The 21,112-nt window shown below is 38.5% G+C and carries 19 protein-coding genes, 1 other RNA gene and 2 pseudogenes; 6 read left to right on the top strand and 16 right to left on the bottom strand.

Annotated elements, in window-relative coordinates:
• Nucleotides 1–54: 54 nt before the first annotated feature.
• Both B9T25_RS00945 and nudC read left to right on the top strand, forming a co-directional pair.
• Entirely contained in the window at nucleotides 55–1,698 is a 1,644-nt protein-coding gene (locus tag B9T25_RS00945) for a chemotaxis protein (RefSeq protein ID WP_086186629.1), read from the top strand.
• Nucleotides 1,698–2,471: an NAD(+) diphosphatase gene (gene nudC, locus B9T25_RS00950; protein ID WP_086186630.1), complete on the top strand. Its 774-nt coding sequence runs from the start codon at nucleotides 1,698–1,700 to the stop codon at nucleotides 2,469–2,471. The genes B9T25_RS00945 and nudC overlap by 1 nt, the downstream gene beginning before the upstream one ends.
• A 1-nt stretch (nucleotide 2,472) precedes the next feature.
• Here the strand turns inward: nudC and B9T25_RS00955 are convergent, their stop codons facing one another.
• From B9T25_RS00955 to B9T25_RS00970, 4 genes are all read right to left on the bottom strand, one after another.
• Nucleotides 2,473–3,360 carry an alpha/beta hydrolase gene (locus B9T25_RS00955; RefSeq protein ID WP_086186631.1) on the bottom strand — a complete coding sequence of 296 codons (888 nt, stop codon included), beginning with the start codon at nucleotides 3,358–3,360 and terminating at the stop codon, nucleotides 2,473–2,475.
• On the bottom strand, nucleotides 3,350–4,033 hold the full coding sequence (locus B9T25_RS00960) for a BON domain-containing protein (RefSeq protein ID WP_086186632.1): 684 nt from the start codon (nucleotides 4,031–4,033) through the stop codon (nucleotides 3,350–3,352). Before B9T25_RS00960 ends, B9T25_RS00955 begins: the two co-directional genes overlap by 11 nt.
• Before the next feature lie 65 nt (nucleotides 4,034–4,098).
• Nucleotides 4,099–4,530: a YraN family protein gene (locus tag B9T25_RS00965; protein ID WP_086186633.1), complete on the bottom strand. Its 432-nt coding sequence runs from the start codon at nucleotides 4,528–4,530 to the stop codon at nucleotides 4,099–4,101.
• On the bottom strand, nucleotides 4,530–5,084 hold the full coding sequence (locus B9T25_RS00970) for a penicillin-binding protein activator (protein WP_086186634.1): 555 nt from the start codon (nucleotides 5,082–5,084) through the stop codon (nucleotides 4,530–4,532). Before B9T25_RS00970 ends, B9T25_RS00965 begins: the two co-directional genes overlap by 1 nt.
• A gap of 11 nt (nucleotides 5,085–5,095) precedes the next feature.
• Here B9T25_RS00970 and rsmI point away from each other — a divergent pair, with 11 nt between their 5' ends.
• Nucleotides 5,096–5,935, top strand: coding sequence for a 16S rRNA (cytidine(1402)-2'-O)-methyltransferase (gene rsmI, locus B9T25_RS00975; protein WP_086186635.1), 840 nt, complete (start codon nucleotides 5,096–5,098; stop codon nucleotides 5,933–5,935).
• Between the two features lie 80 nt (nucleotides 5,936–6,015).
• Here rsmI and B9T25_RS00980 read toward each other — a convergent pair whose 3' ends face one another.
• The 8 genes and pseudogenes from B9T25_RS00980 to B9T25_RS01005 form a co-directional block, all read right to left on the bottom strand.
• Nucleotides 6,016–6,267 (bottom strand): hypothetical protein, encoded by a 252-nt coding sequence (locus B9T25_RS00980; RefSeq protein ID WP_086164239.1) that lies wholly within the window; start codon nucleotides 6,265–6,267, stop codon nucleotides 6,016–6,018.
• 177 nt (nucleotides 6,268–6,444) lie between these two features.
• Nucleotides 6,445–7,677 (bottom strand): FAD-dependent monooxygenase, encoded by a 1,233-nt coding sequence (locus tag B9T25_RS00985; protein ID WP_086186636.1) that lies wholly within the window; start codon nucleotides 7,675–7,677, stop codon nucleotides 6,445–6,447.
• Nucleotides 7,674–8,882, bottom strand: coding sequence for a 2-octaprenyl-6-methoxyphenyl hydroxylase (gene ubiH / locus B9T25_RS00990; RefSeq protein WP_086186637.1), 1,209 nt, complete (start codon nucleotides 8,880–8,882; stop codon nucleotides 7,674–7,676). Before ubiH ends, B9T25_RS00985 begins: the two co-directional genes overlap by 4 nt.
• Before the next feature lie 344 nt (nucleotides 8,883–9,226).
• Nucleotides 9,227–9,364 carry a hypothetical protein gene (locus B9T25_RS14500; RefSeq protein ID WP_171262691.1) on the bottom strand — a complete coding sequence of 46 codons (138 nt, stop codon included), beginning with the start codon at nucleotides 9,362–9,364 and terminating at the stop codon, nucleotides 9,227–9,229.
• Between the two features lie 96 nt (nucleotides 9,365–9,460).
• On the bottom strand, nucleotides 9,461–10,753 hold the full coding sequence (locus B9T25_RS00995; protein WP_086186638.1) for an MFS transporter: 1,293 nt from the start codon (nucleotides 10,751–10,753) through the stop codon (nucleotides 9,461–9,463).
• A 209-nt stretch (nucleotides 10,754–10,962) separates the two neighbouring features.
• Nucleotides 10,963–11,115 (bottom strand): annotated as a pseudogene (locus tag B9T25_RS14505) (IS982 family transposase); the annotation flags it as partial.
• Nucleotides 11,116–11,342: 227 nt separating this feature from the next.
• Nucleotides 11,343–12,662 (bottom strand): Xaa-Pro aminopeptidase, encoded by a 1,320-nt coding sequence (gene pepP / locus B9T25_RS01000; protein WP_171262709.1) that lies wholly within the window; start codon nucleotides 12,660–12,662, stop codon nucleotides 11,343–11,345.
• 79 nt (nucleotides 12,663–12,741) lie between these two features.
• Nucleotides 12,742–13,374 carry a UPF0149 family protein gene (locus tag B9T25_RS01005; RefSeq protein WP_086186640.1) on the bottom strand — a complete coding sequence of 211 codons (633 nt, stop codon included), beginning with the start codon at nucleotides 13,372–13,374 and terminating at the stop codon, nucleotides 12,742–12,744.
• A 64-nt stretch (nucleotides 13,375–13,438) separates the two neighbouring features.
• On the opposite strand from B9T25_RS01005, the gene B9T25_RS01010 reads away from it, so the two are divergent.
• From B9T25_RS01010 to ssrS, 3 genes are all read left to right on the top strand, one after another.
• The gene (locus tag B9T25_RS01010) at nucleotides 13,439–13,990 is read left to right on the top strand and encodes a hypothetical protein (protein ID WP_086186641.1); all 552 of its coding nucleotides are present in this window, start codon (nucleotides 13,439–13,441) and stop codon (nucleotides 13,988–13,990) included.
• A gap of 2 nt (nucleotides 13,991–13,992) precedes the next feature.
• A complete protein-coding gene (locus tag B9T25_RS01015) occupies nucleotides 13,993–14,277 on the top strand; it encodes a cell division protein ZapA (RefSeq protein WP_086186642.1) in 285 nt (94 codons plus the stop codon).
• A 100-nt stretch (nucleotides 14,278–14,377) separates the two neighbouring features.
• A non-coding RNA gene (gene ssrS, locus B9T25_RS01020) (6S RNA) lies at nucleotides 14,378–14,561 on the top strand.
• Between the two features lie 894 nt (nucleotides 14,562–15,455).
• On the opposite strand, the gene B9T25_RS01025 is transcribed toward ssrS, so the two are convergent.
• From B9T25_RS01025 to B9T25_RS01035, 4 genes and pseudogenes are all read right to left on the bottom strand, one after another.
• The gene (locus B9T25_RS01025; RefSeq protein WP_086186643.1) at nucleotides 15,456–16,439 is read right to left on the bottom strand and encodes an SUMF1/EgtB/PvdO family nonheme iron enzyme; all 984 of its coding nucleotides are present in this window, start codon (nucleotides 16,437–16,439) and stop codon (nucleotides 15,456–15,458) included.
• On the bottom strand, nucleotides 16,436–18,112 hold the full coding sequence (locus tag B9T25_RS01030; RefSeq protein WP_086186644.1) for an arylsulfatase: 1,677 nt from the start codon (nucleotides 18,110–18,112) through the stop codon (nucleotides 16,436–16,438). Before B9T25_RS01030 ends, B9T25_RS01025 begins: the two co-directional genes overlap by 4 nt.
• A gap of 1,110 nt (nucleotides 18,113–19,222) precedes the next feature.
• A pseudogene (locus tag B9T25_RS14370) lies at nucleotides 19,223–19,356 on the bottom strand (IS5/IS1182 family transposase); the annotation flags it as partial.
• Nucleotides 19,357–19,438: 82 nt separating this feature from the next.
• On the bottom strand, nucleotides 19,439–21,112 hold the full coding sequence (locus B9T25_RS01035) for a ShlB/FhaC/HecB family hemolysin secretion/activation protein (protein ID WP_086186645.1): 1,674 nt from the start codon (nucleotides 21,110–21,112) through the stop codon (nucleotides 19,439–19,441).

A 21,112-nucleotide genomic window follows, 5' to 3' on the forward strand; every position in this document is an offset into this window, starting at 1 on the left:
TCGCCTTAACGGGCTGCTCATAAACAGATAAAACCCTAGGAAAGGTGCAGATACATGTCTTACCAAACCTCTATTCATTTTGACCCAACTGCATTGCTGATAATAAAAAATGAGGTTGATAATTCAATTAAATTAGTTGAATCAGCGGTTAGTACTTTAGCAGAAGACCAAAGCTTACCTTTTGGTATTGATGATGCACTTAATCAATTTGAGCAATGCGCTCAAGTCTTGGCGCTCATTGATATGCAAAGTTTGGCTAAAATTGCTCAATATTCTGCAGAGTTAATGCGTAAAATCATGGGGAATCCTGCGCAAATTAACACGCAAGAGGTGATTGCTTTAAGTGAAGGCACCACCATGTTGAAGCGCTATATCGAATTTATTTGCTTGCGCGAAGTTAAAATTCCACAATTCCTACTCGATACCCTCAATCGCTTGGAAATTGTATTGGGTAAGCCCATTACCCATGAAGGTCAGCATATTGAGTCGCTACTTGACTGCATCACCCCAGATTTTCAACTGCCTCAAGCACCTACCTTAGAAAAATCTAAATATGTTCATCGCTTATATAAATTATCTTTAAACAAGATGATTAAACAAGCTGAAACTGAATTTGATCTTCAAGCGATTAAATTAGTTGGTACATATTTAGCAGGTCTTGCTGAAAATACGCCAAGTAAACAATATTGGAATTTGGTACATGTTGCATTTAATCAAATGGATAATTTGCTTCTCAATGACCCACGTTTCCGTACCTTAGTCAGTATTGAAAGAAATATGGCTCAATATTTTAATGCACCTGATGATTTTAAACCCAGCTTGTCCGATTTAGCCAATATCTTAAGTTTGTGTATTAGCCAAGAAGATAATGCTGCACAGCATATTCGTAACCAACTAAATATTGGTGACGACCATCTTACAGACACTCAATTACAAGTCTTCAGCCGCCATCTGTATGGTCCTGATTTTGATACCATGCATACGATTAGTGAACTTGTGACCACAGAAATGGCACAAATTCGTAACGACATCGAATATAACTATCACAACATGACAGCAGAAAAAACACTGGAATTACAACAAAAATTAAATAATCTGGCTAATATTTTCAAAGTGTTAAATCTAAATGAAGCCTTCAATAATTTATCGCGTCAAGCAAGTTTGCTTAACGATGTGGAGGTTCTAAAAGATGAAGGTTTTGCCCAACAATTAATGAATTGTATTTTATCTGCAATGAATTCAATTGGGGTACTCGAACGTCATCACACTTCAAGCCGTTTACAGCTTCGTGTCAACAATATGAATATTTCATTAGATCGTTTAGACGAAGCACATGAAGCGTTACTCAATGAAGCTAAAATACTAATTGAACTTTCTAGCCAGACCTTAATGCAATATGCACAAGACAACAATCTTGCACCGATAGAAAATATTCCGACCCAATTACGCGAAATTGGGGGTGCGCTGTTGTTCTTAAATACTGAAGCAGGTCAAGTCGCATTAAGAACTGCTGCTGATTTTATTCAACAGAAAATTGAAACATCAGGATTGATCAATGCTGAACATATCAATCATACGCTCGATATTCTAGCCAGTGCCGATATGATGATTGACAATTTAAAATACAAACAGCCTGTATTACAATCAATGTTTAATGTAGCATTACAAAGTAGCGAAAAACTGAAAACTGTTGCCTAATGTCTGAATTATCACTTGCTTATATTTTTCATCAACATCAACTTTTAGTGGATGAAAACTTTCAACTTCCTCAAGTTGAAAGTTTGGCAAGTGATCTTTATTTTAGCGCAGGCAATCAAGTGATTGCCCGTGATCTTCTTGAAGATGAAGCCATTCCTCAAGGTTTACAGTTGGTTCCCATTCGTCAATTATTGACGATTTGGGATATCCAACAGTTTGAATATGCCAGCCGTGCAATTCAACTATTAGAATGGCGTAGAAATCATAAATTTTGCAGTTATTGTGGGCATCAAACAGAAGCACATCCGACTGAACATGCCATGATTTGTCCTGCATGCCGCTATCATCAATACCCCCGCGTACAACCTTGCGTTATCATTGTGATTACACGCGGCGATGACGAAATTTTACTGGCGAAAAATGCGAAAAACAAAACCAACATGTACGGACTCATCGCAGGTTTTGTCGAAGTTGGAGAAACTTTAGAAGAAGCAGTACGCCGTGAAACCTTCGAGGAAATTGGATTAAAATTAAAAAATCTCCAATATCTTGCCAGCCAGCCTTGGCCTTTCCCCAGTAATCTCATGCTCGCTTTTCGTGCTGAATATGCTTCTGGAGAAATAAAACTTCAGGAAGAAGAAATTAGCGATGCTCAATTCTTTAAATTTGATCAACTGCCTGAAATTCCATTTAAAGGCAGCATTGCATACGCGATGATCAAACATATAGTTGAAGGTCACCCTGTCGCAGATGACACTCGCGAATGGTTATAAATTAAGGTCTTAACGCTTCTTCTAAAACCGCCAAAATTTGTTTCTTGGTTTGGAAATAGCGACTAAACAAACTCGAAACCGATCCCATAATGGAAACATGCCCCGTACCAGAGATGGTAATCATTTGGCTATGGTTGCCCTTTTCCTGCAAAATACGATGTAAATCTTGTGAATTACTATGACCCACAACTTGGTCATCCGACGCTAAAAACAAGTAATGCTTAACTTCATTGCTTTCAACAAAATAATAAGGCATGACATGTTGATAAGGTACGCTCTGATCAAACGCATCCGCACATAAGGGATCATCTTTATAATCAAAATGATAAGGTCCAGACAAACCAATAACCACTCGAATTTGAGAACGACATTGTAAAGCATAAGGCTTCGGATGATAAATTGCCGACATAACATTAAAGGCACCCGCTGAATGCCCCATCAATACTATCTTTTCAGTCCGAATATTTAATTTAGCCTGATGCTGCGTCAAATAATTTAATGCCAAACTCAAGTCATCAATATAACTCGGGAAAATATGTGCTGGTGCCAGATGATAATTAATGACGACAACATCATAACCTTCTTTAGCAAAGGCTTCACCGACAAAGTGATAGTCTTTTTTATCTCCATGCAACCACGCCCCGCCATGTACAAACACAATTAAAGGACGTTGCTCACGTGCTACTTCGGCAGAAAAAATATCTAAACGCTGTCGTGCTTTTAAACCATAAGCGATATTTTTATTCAGCGTATAACCCTTTCGAGGAGTTAAACGATTCAATACATAACTACCAAAATCGTACAGTCGGAACTCTTTATACAGCGTTCTCAACATTTCTACTTTTTGATCCAACGTTTTTTTGAAGACTTGAGTTACATTATTGAGCATTCGTAGGCTCTGCTTGATCGGGGTCGATTGCTACTGGTGTTTGTTCAACAGGTTGTGCATTGACGACTGGACTACTAAAGCTTGAAGTCACTACACGGGCTTGTTCGACATTATCAATCAAGGTAACAATTTTAGTGACATTACCCACTTGCTGAAGCACTTGATTAAGGTCATTAATCTCTGCCTGATTTAAACGTCCCATCACATATAAAATACCATCTTCGGTATGAATACGAACTTTACTATCGGATACAACCACGGCTTTCATCACCAATCCACGTGTATTTGCAGTTACCGTAGTATCTTGCATAATGGTGCTATAACCAATTTGGTTGCCAATGGTAATGTAATTATGTACCGTTTTAACATCTGTCATCGCACGTACATTATCTTCAGCCAATTGCTTTAAATGCGCATCTGGCACTTGCCCTGTAAGCAGGACATTACCGTGAAAACTTTCAATATTTACACGAGATTGTTTAAAGCGTGAATCTAATTTATATAAATTAATTTTAGCAGTACGTTCTATAGAAGAATCAATAAATACTTGCCCAAGTGAACGAGCACCACTTTCTGTCCCAACTGGCGCTGATCCTGTACCACTCGATATAAAGCTCGCACAACCAGATAAACTTGCTACACACAGTAACGTCATTGCAATACGATTAAACACTCAGCAAGGCTCCTAATCATCTATTTAAATTCTATTTTATTGCAGTATTTATACTCTAATTTTGTTCAAAGATTAATAAACTCTTGATCAAAAGTAAACGCATTTTCAATCCATTGCTGATCATAAGGGCATTTAGAAAAATCTTGCTGTATCTTTTTTGCAAATTGTTGGAAAAAATCAAAGCAAATCACATCAAAACGACAATAAAATTCTTGAAATTGTGGCTGTGCATTTAAAAAGCAAAGTGCTGATTTCATAATTTTCTTTTGCTTTGAAGATGAAACCGTCTCACATGATTGTGCATATTGAGTCACTGAGCGCGCCTTAACCTCAACAAAAATCAACTCTTGATCCTTTTGTACAATCAAATCAATTTCTCCATAGCGGCAGTGATAATTTGCAATAATCAAGGTAAAACCTTGCGCTTGTAATAGCTTTAGAGCTTGTAGTTCTGCCCATTGTCCCAAATTTAATGGGCTTGATATCGTGCTTAACATTACAGTACCTTCAATCCTTTTTCAGTATTTTCATAGCAATGTGGCATACAATAAATTTGATGGCCACTGATTTGGATAAGGCCTGTACGTCCCTGAAATTCAATATGTTTCAAATAAGACGCTTGTAAATAGAACTGTTTAATTTTATCTTGCTCGAGCACTTGATTCAGTACATCTTGTTTTTTCGATAAGCTAAATTGCCAAACATTTTCCATTTGGTTCGTAACCTTGCTTAAACGCAGAATTCCAAGCTTCGGTTTCACCTGCATTAAAGCGTCCACGTCGTTGTGCACTAAAGGCCCAGCGATCAATTGCATGGTTTTTGTCACAGGGCGTTTTAACAGTTGCGCCATAAATTTCTGATCTGAGTTTACAAATTTAATTGGGGTTTTCATGCCTGATGCTTGATAAGCACGCATAAAGCCCTGTTTGATACTCAATCCAGCTCGCGCCATAGGCCCAGATTCAGGTAAAATGACCAATACTTCAGCTTGTGCAGAGTTAAAAATGCCGTACAGGATGAAACACATCAATTTTTTATTATTATTCAACATTGGAAAACCTTATGAGTGCTCAGTTATTTGTTGTAGCGACCCCAATTGGGCACTTAGATGACATTACTTATCGTGCTATTGATGTTTTAAAGTCGGTTAGTATTATTGCGGCAGAAGATACGCGTACTTCTGCTCAATTATTAAAGCATCATAATATATCAACTCCACTCACGGCTTGCCATGAACATAATGAAAGTAACAAAATTGATATTTTGATCCAAAGATTGCTGAACGGCGAAAATATGGCATTGATTAGTGATGCCGGTACACCACTGATTAGTGATCCTGGTTTTAAATTAGTTCGTGCTGCACAAGACAATAATATCCGTGTTGTGCCTGTACCAGGTGCCTGTGCTGCGATTGCCGCACTTAGTTCTGTGGGTTTACCCAGTGACCGTTTTAGTTTTCAAGGCTTCTTGCCTTCACGTCAATCTCAACGCCTGATTCAGTTAGAAAAACTCAAAGATGAAACACAAACTTTAATTTTTTATGAAGCACCACACCGTATTTTAGATTCAGTGAAAGATATGGCCGATGTTTTTGGTGCAGATCGCCCTGTGGGTTTTGCTCGCGAAATCACCAAGACCTTTGAAACCATTAAAAAAATGACCTTAGCCGATTTAATTCAATTGATTGAATCAGATCGTAACCAACAAAAAGGTGAAATTGTTTTAGTCATTGGTGGTGCAACGCAAGAAAAGGATTTAGAGCAAGAAAAACTAGATCAGTTATTGACGCGTTTACTGCAAGATTTATCGGTCAAAGCCGCCTCTCAACTGGCAGCTGATTTGACTGGCATTAAAAAGAAAGTGGCCTACCAACGTGCATTGGAACTCACCAATAAAGATTAAGAAATCAGTCCATCAAAACTAAAAAAGCATCACCGAAGTGATGCTTTTTTATATCTCTGACAAAATGGCGCAAAAAAGGATTAGTCTTTTGCAGATTCGTCCGCAGGAACTTCCGTAATGCGTCCACCACGTGCCAGAAATGCTGCAACTTCATCTTCCAATGCCTGACGTTGTTTCAACTTAGCTGTCACAGTCAATGTTTCAGCTTCTGCCATATCACCATCAGTTGCACTATTTTCACTGCTGTCAGATGCACCTTTTTCAGCCGCTTTGGCTTCATCATCATCTACTGCTGTTTCTTCTACGTCATCGTAGTCATTCATATCCGTCATCTTTATTTCTCCCCACAAATGACTTCTATTGATCCAATTTAAATTGGTTGCGAATTAGGGAGAAATTTACCAATCTCTGAGCATTTCGCATAGAGTTAAATATTAAAAATTCGTATCTTTTTTAATCAAAAAAGTAAACTTGTATGTATATTTGTACAAAAAGCAGCATTTTAAAAATTAAACTGCATATATGGTCTGTTTTAAAACCTGTAACCCATTGGCTTGAGACAAAAAGGCATCTTTTAAAATCGTATGCTGTTCTACTTGTTTTAAGCCAAAATTACGTGCCCATACCACTGGAAGAAGCTGTGTCGTCTCCAACCAACCCAGTGCAGACATACTGTGCATCATGGCATCATTTTGTCCTTTACGGCGGTGCTCATAGCGCTGCAAGGTTTGTTGATGTACCCATACGCCGCGCTTTTGATCATGCAGCAACACATCACATAAAATAGCGGCATCCAAGCAACCGATATTCACCCCTTGCCCTGCTAATGGATGAATCACATGTGCAGCATCGCCTATCAGCGCTAAGCCCGCTTTGACATACTGCTGTGCTGCGCGCGCTTTCAGTGGAAATTGTGCGCGTGGCGTTGCCTCTAGAACTTGACCCAACATATGATGACTTTCACGGGTGAGAAGTGCACAAAAATCTGCATCATCCAGAGTTGCATATTCTTCGGCATAATCATCTGGCAATGTCCAAACGATGGATTGCCAATAATCCTCTTGCTCAGGTTTTAAACTCGCCATCGGTAAAAATGCCAACGGCCCAGTTTCAAGGAAAATTTGACGCGCGACATGCAAATGTGGCTGTGCCGTTCGAATCGCACAGGTCAAACCCGCTTGCTTATAATCCAAGACATCAATATCGATAAAAGCTTGCTCTCGTACAAAGGAATTTGCACCATCTGCACCGATCACCAATTTTGTTTTCAGCTGTGAACCATCGGCAAGGTGAATATGCCAAACCCCAATGCCTTGTTCCACACGGGTGACTTTAACTTGAGTACGGTAATCTCTAACCTGTTCCAGCATTTTTTGCTGAATGGCTAAATTCAAAACACTCGGTTCAACCATAGAACCTAAAGTCTGTTCAACACTGGGTATGTATTGACTAGGTTGTCCAAAATTGATTTCACCATAACCATTTTTATTCCACACTTGCATACCGCTATAAGGCATGTGGCGCGCAAGTTTGTCCCATACATGCACTGTTTTTAACAAATGAATGGTCGCTTGGCTTAATGCCAATACACGCGGATTGGCAACGGCTAAAGTTTTGGCTTCATCCAGAATAGGGGCAGCATCTAAAACCGTTGCTTGTACGCCACCTTGAGCAAGCAGCAAGGCAGCTAAACCACCAACTAAGCCACCGCCAATAATGACAACATCTAAAACATCACTCATGCTTTTAGTCCCATTGCATAATTGGCAACAAGCGGTTTAATGCCCGGAATGGTATCAAAAGCGAGTAAACCGGTGTTTCGAATAAATTTGAGTATCGGATTTTGATTGCTAAAGCCACGTACCACAGAATCGCAGAACTTAATCACACGTTGTTGATCGGTTAAACGCGCTTGTTCATAAGCCAGCAACATACTTGGCTGACCAATATCAGCCGATTGTGCGAGTTGCTCTGTCAGATAACGAACCAAAACATAAGCATCACGCATACAGAGGTTGAAACCTTGCCCCGCCACAGGATGAATGGTGTGTGCTGCATTACCCATCAGTACCACGCGACCAATGGCTTGTTTTTCTGCCAGTACTTGTGACAATGGGAAACTAAAGCGTTTACCCGTTTTTTGGAATTTTCCTGCACGGTCGCCATAGGTTTCTTGTAAGGCATCAAGGAAATGTTGGTCATTTTCATCGCCCAACCATTCGCCTTCTGTGCCTTTTTTCACCGGCCAAACCACAGAGCGACGATATTCACCCGGTAAAGGTAATAGTGCCAAAGGCCCTAAATGGCTAAAGCGTTCAAAACCAACATGCTGATGCGGTTTCGATGTTTGTACTGTGGTGACAATCGCGACTTGGTCATAATCATGTTCGCTTGCGCCAATACCAAGCGCTTTACGGCAAAATGAATCACGACCATCGGCAGCAATCACTAATTTTGCCTGTAATGATAAATGCTCTTCATCACGTATCGCCTCAATCAATGCTTGATCGGTGTCTTGCGTCAGTGAAGTAACTTGTACGCCATCAATCAGTTCAATGAGCGGCTGTTTACGAACTTCTGTAAGCAGTACACGCCCCAGCCAAGCATTTTCAATCACCTGACCAAAGCTTTCGACTTTTTCTTGTTCTGCTTTTAAGCGTGCCTTACCAAAACTGCCTTGTTCAGTAATATTCACCTCAAGAATTGGGATTGCATGTTCTTGCAATGCATTCCATAAACCGAGTTCTTGATAAATTTGCACACTGCGACGCGACAATGCACTATTTCGCGCATCAAAACTCGAGTGATATGGCGCAAGATTAGCATCATCATAATTGGGGTATTGAATGGCTTCCAATAGTTTTACTGCAATATTTGCTTTGGCTAGCATCAAAGCAAGGCTTAGCCCCACCATACCACCGCCCACAATGATGACTTCTTGTTGCATGCGTATATCCTTTTTATGATGTATCCGAAGTCACAACCTTCAAATACCTATAACTTTTAATGGATTTTATATTACATCAAAGATCTTAATTTTTATAATAAAGTGGATGTTTTTACGTACTTTCACCGTAAAGCTATGTCATGGTGGTGATTGAAGTAGCAACGCTATAAACTTTTCGCTGATATTGCTCAGATAGTTGTTTAATCCAACGAATTAAAATCGCGGAACACAACTATTCACGTAAAAGCCCATGATGATAAAACCATCATAAACTAGTCATTTTTATTGATGAGAATATAGACACTTTAAATGGGTTCTAACAAACGCGTTTCGCATAACGGTCATTATGTTAAATTGAGTGCATCAAAATTAGAGAGCGTTACCGTGATCTTTTTTTCAGCTTCATGTACAACCATCATTTTAAAGAGAAGGCTATAATCCCATTGAATTCGTTTAATTCTTTGGTCTTTCATAGCTTCCATAAAATAAGTCTCCAATGTGTAAACATATTTCAGGATAGGACAATGGTATAAAATTAAAAGGCCCATATAATAAATATGTGCCTTTTAATTTAAAGCTTAGTGGTCTTCTTTTAGATACTTTGGTTCCCTAGGTAACTTTAAACTACAGAAGAAACAAATAACTAACATGACAATAACATAGAGGAAAAAACTATTTTCAATACCAGCAGACTTAAATTGCAAAGCTACAGATGGTGCAGAGCCACCAAAAATTGCATTACCTACAGCATAAGAAAAACCCACACCTAACGCACGAACATGTGTTGGAAACATTTCAGCTTTCACAATTCCACTGATCGAAGTATAGAAACTCAAAAGAAGCATCAGGAATATCAACAGCAACGCAATTATCAAAGGTGACGAGCTGAAGTGACGCATACCAATTGCCATTACTGGATAAATACAAATCGCCATCAATGCACTAAAGAGCAACATAGATGTTCTTCGACCAATTCGATCTGACAGAATACCGAAAAAGGGTTGTGCAACCATTAGTACAAAAATACAGCCAGTCATAATCAAGCCGACTGTTTTAGGATCAACTCCGATATTGGTTAGGTAGGTTTTTGAATAAACAGTAATCACATAAAAACTAAGTGAACCAGCAGAAGTATAGCCCACTACTAAGAGGAAAGTTTTCCAATGATTCTTAAAGAGCTCTCTTAGAGTACCAGACTCTTCTTTATCACTTTCATCGACTGAAAGCGTTTCTTTCAAACGACTACGCGCAAGTAACGAAAGAATAGCCGTAATACCACCAATCGCAAATGGAATACGCCATCCACCATCAATTAATTGTTGTTCACTCATAAAGGTCAAAAATATCACACCTAATAAGCTTGCAAGCAACTGACCACCTGTCAGTGTCACATATTGAAATGATGAAAAGAAACCACGTTGCCCTCGGAGACCCAACTCGCTCATATAGGTTGCAACAGCACCATATTCCCCACCTACAGATAGTCCCTGCAATAATCGTACTAACAAAAGTAGAAATGGTGCAACCATCCCTACTTGATCATATGTTGGGAGTAATGCAAATAAAAATGAACTGACTGCCATTAAGCAAATCGAGATTACCATCGATTTTTTACGACCATGTTTATCGGCAATGCGCCCAAACAGCCAACTACCAATAGGACGCATAAAGAAGCTAGCAGCAAAAACGCCCCATACATAAATTGACTGTGTTGAGGAATCCATATCAGGTGCAGTTAAAGCTTTGGTGAAATATACAGCAAAAACAGCATAAATATAGAAGTCAAACCATTCAACGAGGTTACCAGAGGCAGCGCCTACGATCCCTTTGATTCGACTTGCCTTTTCTTGCTTACTATAAGTCTGACTCATAGGTACTTCATCCTTGTGTAAAATTTCTCATAGAAATAAAGGTAATATTCCTAAAAAACATATTTAAAAATAAAAAATCTAGGGAGATTCTATAGCAGAATGCCATATTTCGCTTATGCTGTACCTATTCTTGATAGGTAAACGTAGTCATATTAAGTTCTGGAATATTTAATGGCAATTGCATAAATTGTACTTAACCCGAATCCTGCTTAAGCCAATAATTTCATCACATGAATCATTGGCTTGTTTTGATGACATAATTGATAAGCATATAAAGATGCATAAATTCCTGTTAAATAATCTGAAATACTGCGAGATTTACTTGTTACCAGTTGATAACACCCCTTAAGTAAACTGAATAAGCGCATCAACAAACTCTGCGTTATCCATTCTTATTTTTTTATTTTGATAGATGATGCTACATCTTATTTAATTTTTCTAAAATCAACATAATGCACCTTATACAAAAGGCCCGAATCATGGGCCTTTTAATCATTTATTTAACATAAAATCTCATCTATAAAACTCATTTTCCAGAGCATCAAAAGCCGATCTTTTACATCAGATCGGCTTTTGATGCTCATTTTAATTATTGAGCCATCAACGCTTCAATTTCTTCAACAGTTTTCACTACCGCAGCAGTTAAAACACGTGGTCCATTTTTGGTAACCACAACATCATCTTCAATACGAATGCCAATGCCACGCCATTTCGCATCTACAGTTTCATTATCTGGTGCAATATAAAGCCCTGGTTCAACCGTGACCGTCATGCCTTCTTCATAAGCACGCCATTCACCTTCAATTTTATATGAACCGACATCATGCACGTCCATACCCAACCAGTGACCTGTACCATGCATATAGAATTGATGGAAACTTTCAGATTCAATAATCTGTTCAATATCACCTTGCATCAGGCCCAAATCAAGTAAACCCTGCACCAAAATACGTACCGCAATACGATGTGGTTCTTTATACGAATTACCGATACGCACAGCATCAATCGCTGCAAGTTGCGCTTTTAAAACAACTTCATATAACGCTTTTTGTTCAGGACTAAATTTGCCGTTGACTGGAAAAGTACGGGTAATATCCGAGGCATACAGTTGATATTCACAAGCCGCATCAATTAGGACTAAATCACCATCTTTCAGTACTTTGTCATTTTCAACATAATGTAAAATACAGCCATTTTCACCACCGCCAACAATACTGTTATACGAAGGCACACAACCATTTTGACCAAAAATATAATTCAGTTCGGCTTCAAGCGCATATTCCATCATATCCGGCTTCACCGTTTGCATAGCGCGGGTATGAGCTTGAGCCGAAATAGTCGATGCGATTTGTATCAGTTCAATTTCTTGTGTCGATTTATGCAAACGCATTTCATCTAAAATACGATCGAGTTGAATCACATGTGTAGGTGCCGATGTGCCTTTACGCGATTCACCATTTGCCTGAACAATCCATTTGGCTACACGTGCATCAAAATCGGCTTGTTGCCCCATGCGATAAAATAATTTTTGCTTATTCAGCAGTTTCTCAATAATTTCCTCATCCAGCAGGTCAATGGCATAAGCTTCATCAGCATCATAATCCTCCACAGCACCATCAACCCCCGCTCGGTAACCGTGCCAAATTTCCATTTCACGGTCACGCTCGCGGCAGAACAAGCTATAGGTATAACCTTCATCTATAGACTCAAATGTCTCAATGATTGCCACTGCTTCAGGTTCGGCAAATCCCGTCAGGTAGAAAAAGCTACTGTCCGCACGAAATTTATAATCTGCATCACGGTTACGCATAGCCACCGGACTGGTAGCAATAATCGCGATACTGTGCGGACCCATTTCTTCTGCTAGGCGGTCGCGACGTTCCTGAAAATCTGCTTGAGTCAGTTTCATCATTGAGAGGTACTTTTATCTTTTGTGAGTGGAGTTAATAACTTTTACATCGCTTGTTCTTACATCACAGTCGTCTGAATTAGCTTGGACGATGCGGTGTAAACATTTCTACTACATTGTTTGTTTCTGGTGCAGTTGTACTTTGTTTCAATTGCGACTGAAGCTTTTTCAGCAACGGTGTTTCCGCAATATCCACTTTTTTGCGCCCCAAGGACAGACTAACAGGAATTAAACGTACAAATTCATAAAGTTCCTGATAGCTTGCTTCCCCCTCTTCATCATCATCCGATTCTTCAAATTCGACTGCTGCCACATCTTGTAGATGTTCAATCCATTCAATTTCATCTTGACGAATATGACCTGAAGCCAAACCAAAGCCTAAAACTACGCCTGCGCACCAATCTGCCAAGGCTTGTACACGATCAACCAGCACGTGTTCATCGTCTGGAAGCAATGGTAAATAATCCAGTTCATCATCCGATAAAGCATGCGCAATATCTTCTGCTTCACTGGTTAACAAATCTAGAACATGTTCTTCCAATGCTGGAATTTCCAGTGTTGCTAAAATTTGTTGCCACTCATCACTTTTTGGTGCTTGAGTAACACAAACAATACCTGTAAGTAATCCATGTAACTCACTTGGGCTTGAAATCTCTTCAATTTTTGAAAAATTGTGGTGCCATTCCGACCAACCTGAAATATCGTCTTGCATTCGCTTATCCAATCTCTATACTTCGTATATATTACCTTTGTTTGCAATACTGTGCGACTACGATATGTTAGAAGAATTACAGCGTCTACAGGCGCATATTGGCGTTTTAAAAACGCGACTTACGCATTATGAACGTGAAAATAATGCACTCAGCGCGGCAAAAGAAAATTCTGCCGATCATCATCATGCCCAAATTGTGCAAAAAAACGGCATCATCACCCATAAACAAGAAGAAATAGACAATCTTAGCGAGCAATTACATGATGCGCAGTCTCAATTCAAGCAATTGAATACAGATGCGACCTCACTGGCTGATCGTTATGGTCGTTTAGAAAAAAGTTGTACCGATCTTAAAAATCGTTTTCAGGAAATTCTTGCTGAGCGTAATGAATTACGCGTCATTAAAGAAAAAATGCAAAATGAACAGCGTCTTGCTCAACAGGAAATTCAGGGTTTTCAGCAAGAACGTGAAAGATTGTTACAAAAAAATGAACATGCCAAAGCAAAAGTCGAAACCATTATTCAGCGCTTGTCTATTTTAGGCACTGCTCAGGATCATCACGCGCAAGAAATTCAACAACTTGCCCACCCAACAGAAGCAAATGAGGACATTTAATCATGACTGAACAAATTGCTGTTGAGTTGCGTGTATTGGGACATTCTTTTCGTTTAGCGACGACTGAAAGTGAAAAAAGTGATTTGGAACGTGCCGCTGAATTATTAAATGAAAAATATGATGATTTTCGTCGTAAAGCGCCACGTCTTGAACCCAGTAAACTGATTATTATGGTGGCGCTAGAGCTGATGCAAGAAGTGCTTGCCATGAATAAATCGTTGCAAGAGTATTCACACTGCGAACGTTTATTAGCGACTATTTTAGAAGATGTGGATGATTTAGTTTAGTTTTTATTCAAACTGAACAAAGTATCAACATTTGAAATGCGAGTTTACAGTTACTGCACACTGAAGATTTGCCAATACCACATTATTCGTTATACTGAGTACATCTCTGAGGTGTTCGCCAGCGGGTCAAGTTCCCCTGAGCCGATATCTACACCATTGGATGTGTTCTGTATATTTAGAGTGTATGCCTGCCTTCGTGTAGGAAACCCAGCAAGTATGCGTCGCGTCCGCCTTGAACTTTAGGGTTCAAGGGTAATGACATGCAGCGGCATCATCGGAGTGTTTTTAGTATTAAGTTTATAACTAAAATAATAAATCCCTAAATTCCACCCCAATCAAATTTTCATTTTCTAAGCATGTACATACGCCATCTATATCTCTAAACAATGACTTAATATTATTTAATAGTTTTAGGAAGTGAAATACACCTTTCTTTGACTTAATTAAAATTTCTATCCCCTTTTTTCAGGAGATAGCAATGAAATATCTAATTAAAATGGAAAATTCACTCTCAACTGAATAGAGCGATTATTTTGAGAATCACGATCAATATTGGTTCCGTATTCCATATTTAACTCAATTTCATTGTTCAAAATTAGTTCACTCCCGAAACCAATCATCCAATTACTATTTTCAATATTTAAACTATTAATTAGGTAAGCAGAACTTAAGTCATCATAGCACCGCCATCCCCCAATGAAATGTATAAAATTTCATAATATTTTGCTTAAATATTGAATGCTAAAATCAACAATCCTTCCCCCCATAATTAGCAGCAGGTTTTTAAAGTGTAAAAATCATCCATTTTATGCAATTTTAGTTTTAAGAAATAAATAGTTATATCCATAATTTTAGATATTTTTAAATATTAGTGATATTCCTCACATTATTTCCAAATTTCAAAACTCATGGAATAACTGAGATACAACACTATGAACTCCCTCACGATTCATGAGTTGGGGGAGGAATAGCATTTCAAAAAGTTGGTTCGTGACTGATCGAATATTAAAACGGAATATTATTAAATTATTTGATCAGTAAAAATTCTATAACACGACTATGCAAAGCCACTTTTTTTATTATTTGAATAAAATTTTATATAAGCATAAACATCTAAAAAAGCTGTGTAGCCCCCATATAGCCACATGCTTTGAAGTTTAATATCTTGGATTAGAAGCTTAATCCTTAGAAATTGTTCTAAATCCTACATGCGAAATGGCCAAATCTAGTTCTTGAGGATGACGACTACTTGCCCTAAATCGCGCACAATAATTATTGGCACAAAGGAAAGAACCACCTTTAATTACAAATGACTGCGCTTGAATTTTCTGATGACGTAGATGTTGATAATCCCCCATATGTTGATCATGTGGACCGCTATAAGGTGTCGTTGTCCACTCCCAAACATTGCCAATCATGTCGTAAAGTCTGAAATGATTAGCAGGAAAACAACCGACAGGAGCAACATCATTAAATTGATCTTGGTTTAAATTTTCAAAAGGAAAACCACCTTGCCAATAATTTGCAATGGGGCGATGTGCTGCATTTTTCGGTTCATCATACAAAGCAACATCATGTTGAACATTTGCTTTCGCAGCATATTCCCATTCTAATTCCGAAGGTAATTTATGATTTAACCAAATCGCATAATGCTCAGCATCATTCTTGGTCACATAACGAACAGGTTCAGCAGGATTTGGGGATTGACCCTTTTTTCCATAGGGTGTTTTCCATGTATAACCAGATTTTAATTGCCACCATTGTTGAGAATGTTCGATATTGGGACTAAAAACGGCTGCTTCCTTTTGCTTTTCCGCATCGCTAATATAGTGCGTAGAATCTACAAACTTTTTAAACTGTGCAACCGTCACTTCGGTCTGATCAATCCAAAACCCTTGAACTGCTCTTTGCTTTTCTCCAAAGTTGATTTCATCTGGATAAGCCAAATCAGATCCCAACTCAAATGAACCTGCTGCAATCCAAACCATCCCTGCATGTTTGTCTTTTAACCAATTCTCTGGAATTCCAGAATACTGCTTACACGCTTGAATATTACCCAGTTTCAATTCATTTATTTGGGTATTTTCTTGTTTTGAATCTGGAAAATGACAGCCTGCAAAAAGCAAGCTGCAACTCATCCAAAAGATATTTTTCAATATCATTGCTTATATTCCAACACGCCATTTTGTTGCGTGTATTTGTTATAGACCTCTATCAATTTACCAACTTGATCGGGATATACATCTGCTAAGTTATTTCTTTCACCACGGTCATCTTTAATATTGTAAAGCTCCCATTTGCTCGTACCTAAATTAGCATTGGCTTGTAAGGCAATTTTCCAATCTCCTTGTTTGGCGTATTTACTACCATGTAGCTCATCGGCAAAACTAAAATCGATTGGACGTATGGTTTTGCTTTTATTTTCGAGAGTCGATTTCCATGAATATCCAATAGGATTATTAATTTGGCGTCCCTTGTATTGATCTTTGGGTACAGCAATATTTGCATATTCAAGCACAGTTGGAAGTACATCTAATACCGATGCAAAACCATGATATTTAGATTCTGAACCTTTTTGATTTGGAAATTTCACAATAGCAGGAGCTGTTGTAGCCCCCTCACCTGCCGTCCCTTTCCATAGATGAAAGGGTGTTGAACTCACTTCTGCCCAACGTGGACCAATAAAAGTGTATGAGTTTTCTGTACCCAGACCAGTCAGTGAATTATCGACCTGAGCCTCTGAATTGGCGCTACCAGCAGAGCCTTCTGCACCATTATCGGAAACAAAAAAGATTAAGGTGTTTTCATACTGACCACTGACTTTTAAATGCTGAATAATCCGACCAATGTTGTAATCGAGATTTTCCACCATACCTGCATAGATTTCCATTTTCCGGGCTTCAATAGCTTTCTGCTCAGTCGTCAATTCGTTCCATTTTCCTAATTTAGCAGGTGCATTCTGACTATCAATAGGAATAGCAGCAGAAAAATTATTAGGTATGATTCCAAGTTGTTTTTGTTTTGCTAAACGTGCTTCACGAATAGTATCGTAACCAACATCATAAACGCCTTTATATCTATCACTAAAGGCTTTGGGCGCCTGTATAGGCCAATGTGGCGCAGTATATGCTGCATAAGCAAAGAAAGGTTGTTTAGAGTCTTTTCCACTATCTAAATATTGCAATAATTTATCTGTGTAATAATTTGTAGAAAAATAATCATCAGGTAATTTTGTAATTGGAACTTCTTGACCATCTTCAGTATAAGTCGCATTACGTTTATAGCCAGTTGGTGCTTGCTTGTAATGTAAATCAAAGCCTTGTAGCAATGTAAAGGAGTGATCAAATCCTCTTGCTTTGGCGTTGGTTTCAGGGGTTAAACCTAAATGCCATTTACCACTAATATATGTTCGGTAACCGTTATCATGCAGTACTTCAGCAAGGGATAGTGAATGGTTATTTAAATATCCTTCATAACCAGGTTGCCCTTTGAGGTGTGCAGGTGTAAGTTCAGCCATTGCTCCAATTCCAGCTTGATGATGATCAGTCCCTGAAAGCAGTTGAGAACGTGTTGGTGAGCAAGTTGGTGCAGTGTGGTAGTCAGTTAAAATCCTCCCCTCATTGGTTAAAGCATCTAAATTTGGGGTATGAATTTCACCACCAAAAGCCCCTAAATCTGAATAACCTAAATCATCAGCCATAATAAAAAGGACATTTGGCTTTTGCTGTTCTGCAATATGACTATTATTTTCTTTATGGTCACTATCATTACAACCAGTTAAATAAAAACTGAATAGTGCAATGGAAATAGAGCTAACCAAGTTTTTTCTTTTCATGTGAATAATCTAATTCAAAATTTTGTCTTAGATTAAAAGATCATTTTTTTATAAAAAAATAATTAATTCAGCATTCTTATGCATTATTTTTACTAAGTATTTATATTTATAGATAAATATAAATACCGAATAAAAAGAAAAGTACCTTTTTAAAACAGCTTTACTGCACGAATAATCGGGAGGTCGATTCTGCTGTAATCAAGTTTACACAGTAAGATTTCATACATATAAACATACGGCTTATTCAAATCGTCATTTACCAATAACCTAAAGCTACTTAAGTGGCTGTTCCAAATAAGATTGGCTATACTTATGCCTGATATTAGGTTTATTCGACCATCATATTGTAGGCTGGAAAACCAGTTTCTTTGTAAACCGCCAATTACTGTACATAGCAGTGTGTCTGCTACTCGAAAGAAGCAAATGCTATCTTATTTATGAGTATATTGAAATTTACAACAATCTAATCAGAAGGCATTCTGCAAATGGCTGGTTAAGTCCAGAAGTCTTTGAGCAGGAATATTTTAAAAATTTAGAGGGGAATAATGGCTGTCCACAATATTATCTAGGATCAATAATAAAACCCACTAAGACTAAAATTCACTTGGTATCCAATCTCTTCTCTTTAAATCGTTTCAAAGCTTTTTGAACCCTAAATTTTATGTGGATTTTTATATGGGATAAAATCAAAGGTCTTTTTACATATTTAGCGGAAGCTATGATAGCGCCACCAAGACTACAAGTACATGAATTATAATGTATAAAATTATTTAATTTAAATTTCCACTACTGTTTTACTGTATCAAAATTTTTTATGTTTCTAATTATTTATTTTAAGTAATTATACACTATTCTTTCATACAGTTCGATTCACCCTCTACTATTTACAGTTTTAGATTTACCTTCCTAGACTGACCAGCAGACATGATAGATTACCTACGTGAAATTTGTGAGCATGTACCCACCTATGAACTATCTGATGATGTTGAAGCAGCATATTTACGTGAATCATACCTTGAAAAACGTAAAGGATAATGGCTGAATGGGCTAATTATTGTAATGAATAGCAGAAACAGAATAAATTTGATTTCATTCCAGTTTAGCTTGTTATTTGGCATACCACTGTTTTATGAGGGTCAAACCAAATGGTTATATTCCCTCGATTAATCAAACTTGCGCAGTATACTGCTCATGTAAGAAGCCCCGTTGGTCGTACGATAGATTTTAGGTGTAGGCTTATCCATTTGTAAATGATATTACCGAATAAGCCTTGAATGATAGGTTTGTGCAACAAAGCACTATCAAGCCTGAACTAAATACAATTGACTAAAAGTGTTTACTAACGTTAAACCAAACCTCTGCATCATTTTGTTTATCAATAATTTTTAGTTTATCACCTATTGGGAAGCCAATACTTAATGACGCTTGTGTTTGGCTCGAGTTTAACCAACTCAACCCTAAACCAGCACTATGCAGACGTTCCTTATTGTCACCTGTTAAACCTTGCCATTCTCTCGCTTGATGTTGCACGGTTGCTGTATCCACATACACTTTGCCAATAAACTGATTATGGGCAGAAGCATAAAGATTTTGTCTGAGTTCAGCGGATGCATAGTAACCACTCGAACCACTTAACGTACTATTTTCATACCCTGCCAGACTCGATGCGCCACCCACACTAAACTGTTGCGCACTATCTAAGTTATCTGGACTAAATTGTGCTTGTAGCGATGCGTATAATTGGGTTTTAGAACCGTTTAGATTTTGTAAGCGTGAGACATTGAACGATGCACTGACAAAATCACCTTGGGTTTTTGCAGTCATTTTGTCATCGAGTGCGGCCGTGGCATTTTTATAAACAACTTTACCAATATCGGCGGCAACCCCGATCTGGGTTAAACCACCGCCTGCAAAATCATCAAACTGTGATGCATCTAAGCGAATACGGCCCACATGAATATCACGATGACGATAAATATTGGCAACCGTAATATCATCTTCTAGGCGTTTATGGTCATATTGTACGCCCAAGATCACTTCACTACGATTATTTAATAAAATAGGCTGATTGATCCAAACACTGGCCTGTTGTGCGATACCCACCGCATCTAAGATACGATATTCTTTACCTAATTCGTAGCTTAAGTCCGAGTAGCTTGCCCCTAAACGGGTACCCGCACCATTGATGGTCGCTTCATATCCTAAACGACCAAAATTAAGATTGCCCGAAGTTAAACCATCTAAACTTAGGCGATCGCCCAAGCCTAGTGCATTGTTGAGCACAATACCCGCAGTGAAACGCGCTTCTTTGGTATATTCATTACCATAGTTATCCGCCCCCACATAACCTGTGAGTTTCGCTGTTGGCTGAATATCGATGGTCAGATCACTGGTACCCGCATAACGGCCTGCACTGATCACATTACGCGTTTGTACGCCATCTAAACGATTGAGCAATTTTAATTGTTGTTGCAACGTTGCCGAATCAATCACCTGTCCAGATTGTAAGGGTGCAACTATAGCTTGCACCAACTCTGGCGATAGATCAGCTTGATTGTTCACATGAATACGATCATATTTTGCCTCAATGATCGCAATCGTCAGCACACCCTCATTGAGATTTTGTGCAGGTAAATAGGCACGGCTATAAGGATAACCTTTGTACTGATAATAGGCTGTGATCCGTTTGGTCAATTGTTGCAAATCGGCCAAAGTTTGCATATTGCCTTCGGCATCATGCACCAATGCCTGCAAGTCAGCAGTTGCAATACTTTGGTTGCCCGCAATACGGATTTTTTCAATGCGAACTTGTTGCTTGTTATCCGCTTGTATCGTTTGCATTTGCTCAGGCTGCTCAATAGAGATTTCAGCCTGTGGTTGGTACGGTTGGATGCTTTGTTGCTGCAACAGTTGCCCAGCATTGGGCAGTGTTGCAGCAAAAACAGGGATGCTAATAATAGCCAACATACTGATCAGTAGTGTTTGTTTTGGATATAACAT

Source organism: Acinetobacter sp. ANC 4470, assembly GCF_002135335.1.
Lineage (GTDB): Bacteria > Pseudomonadota > Gammaproteobacteria > Pseudomonadales > Moraxellaceae > Acinetobacter.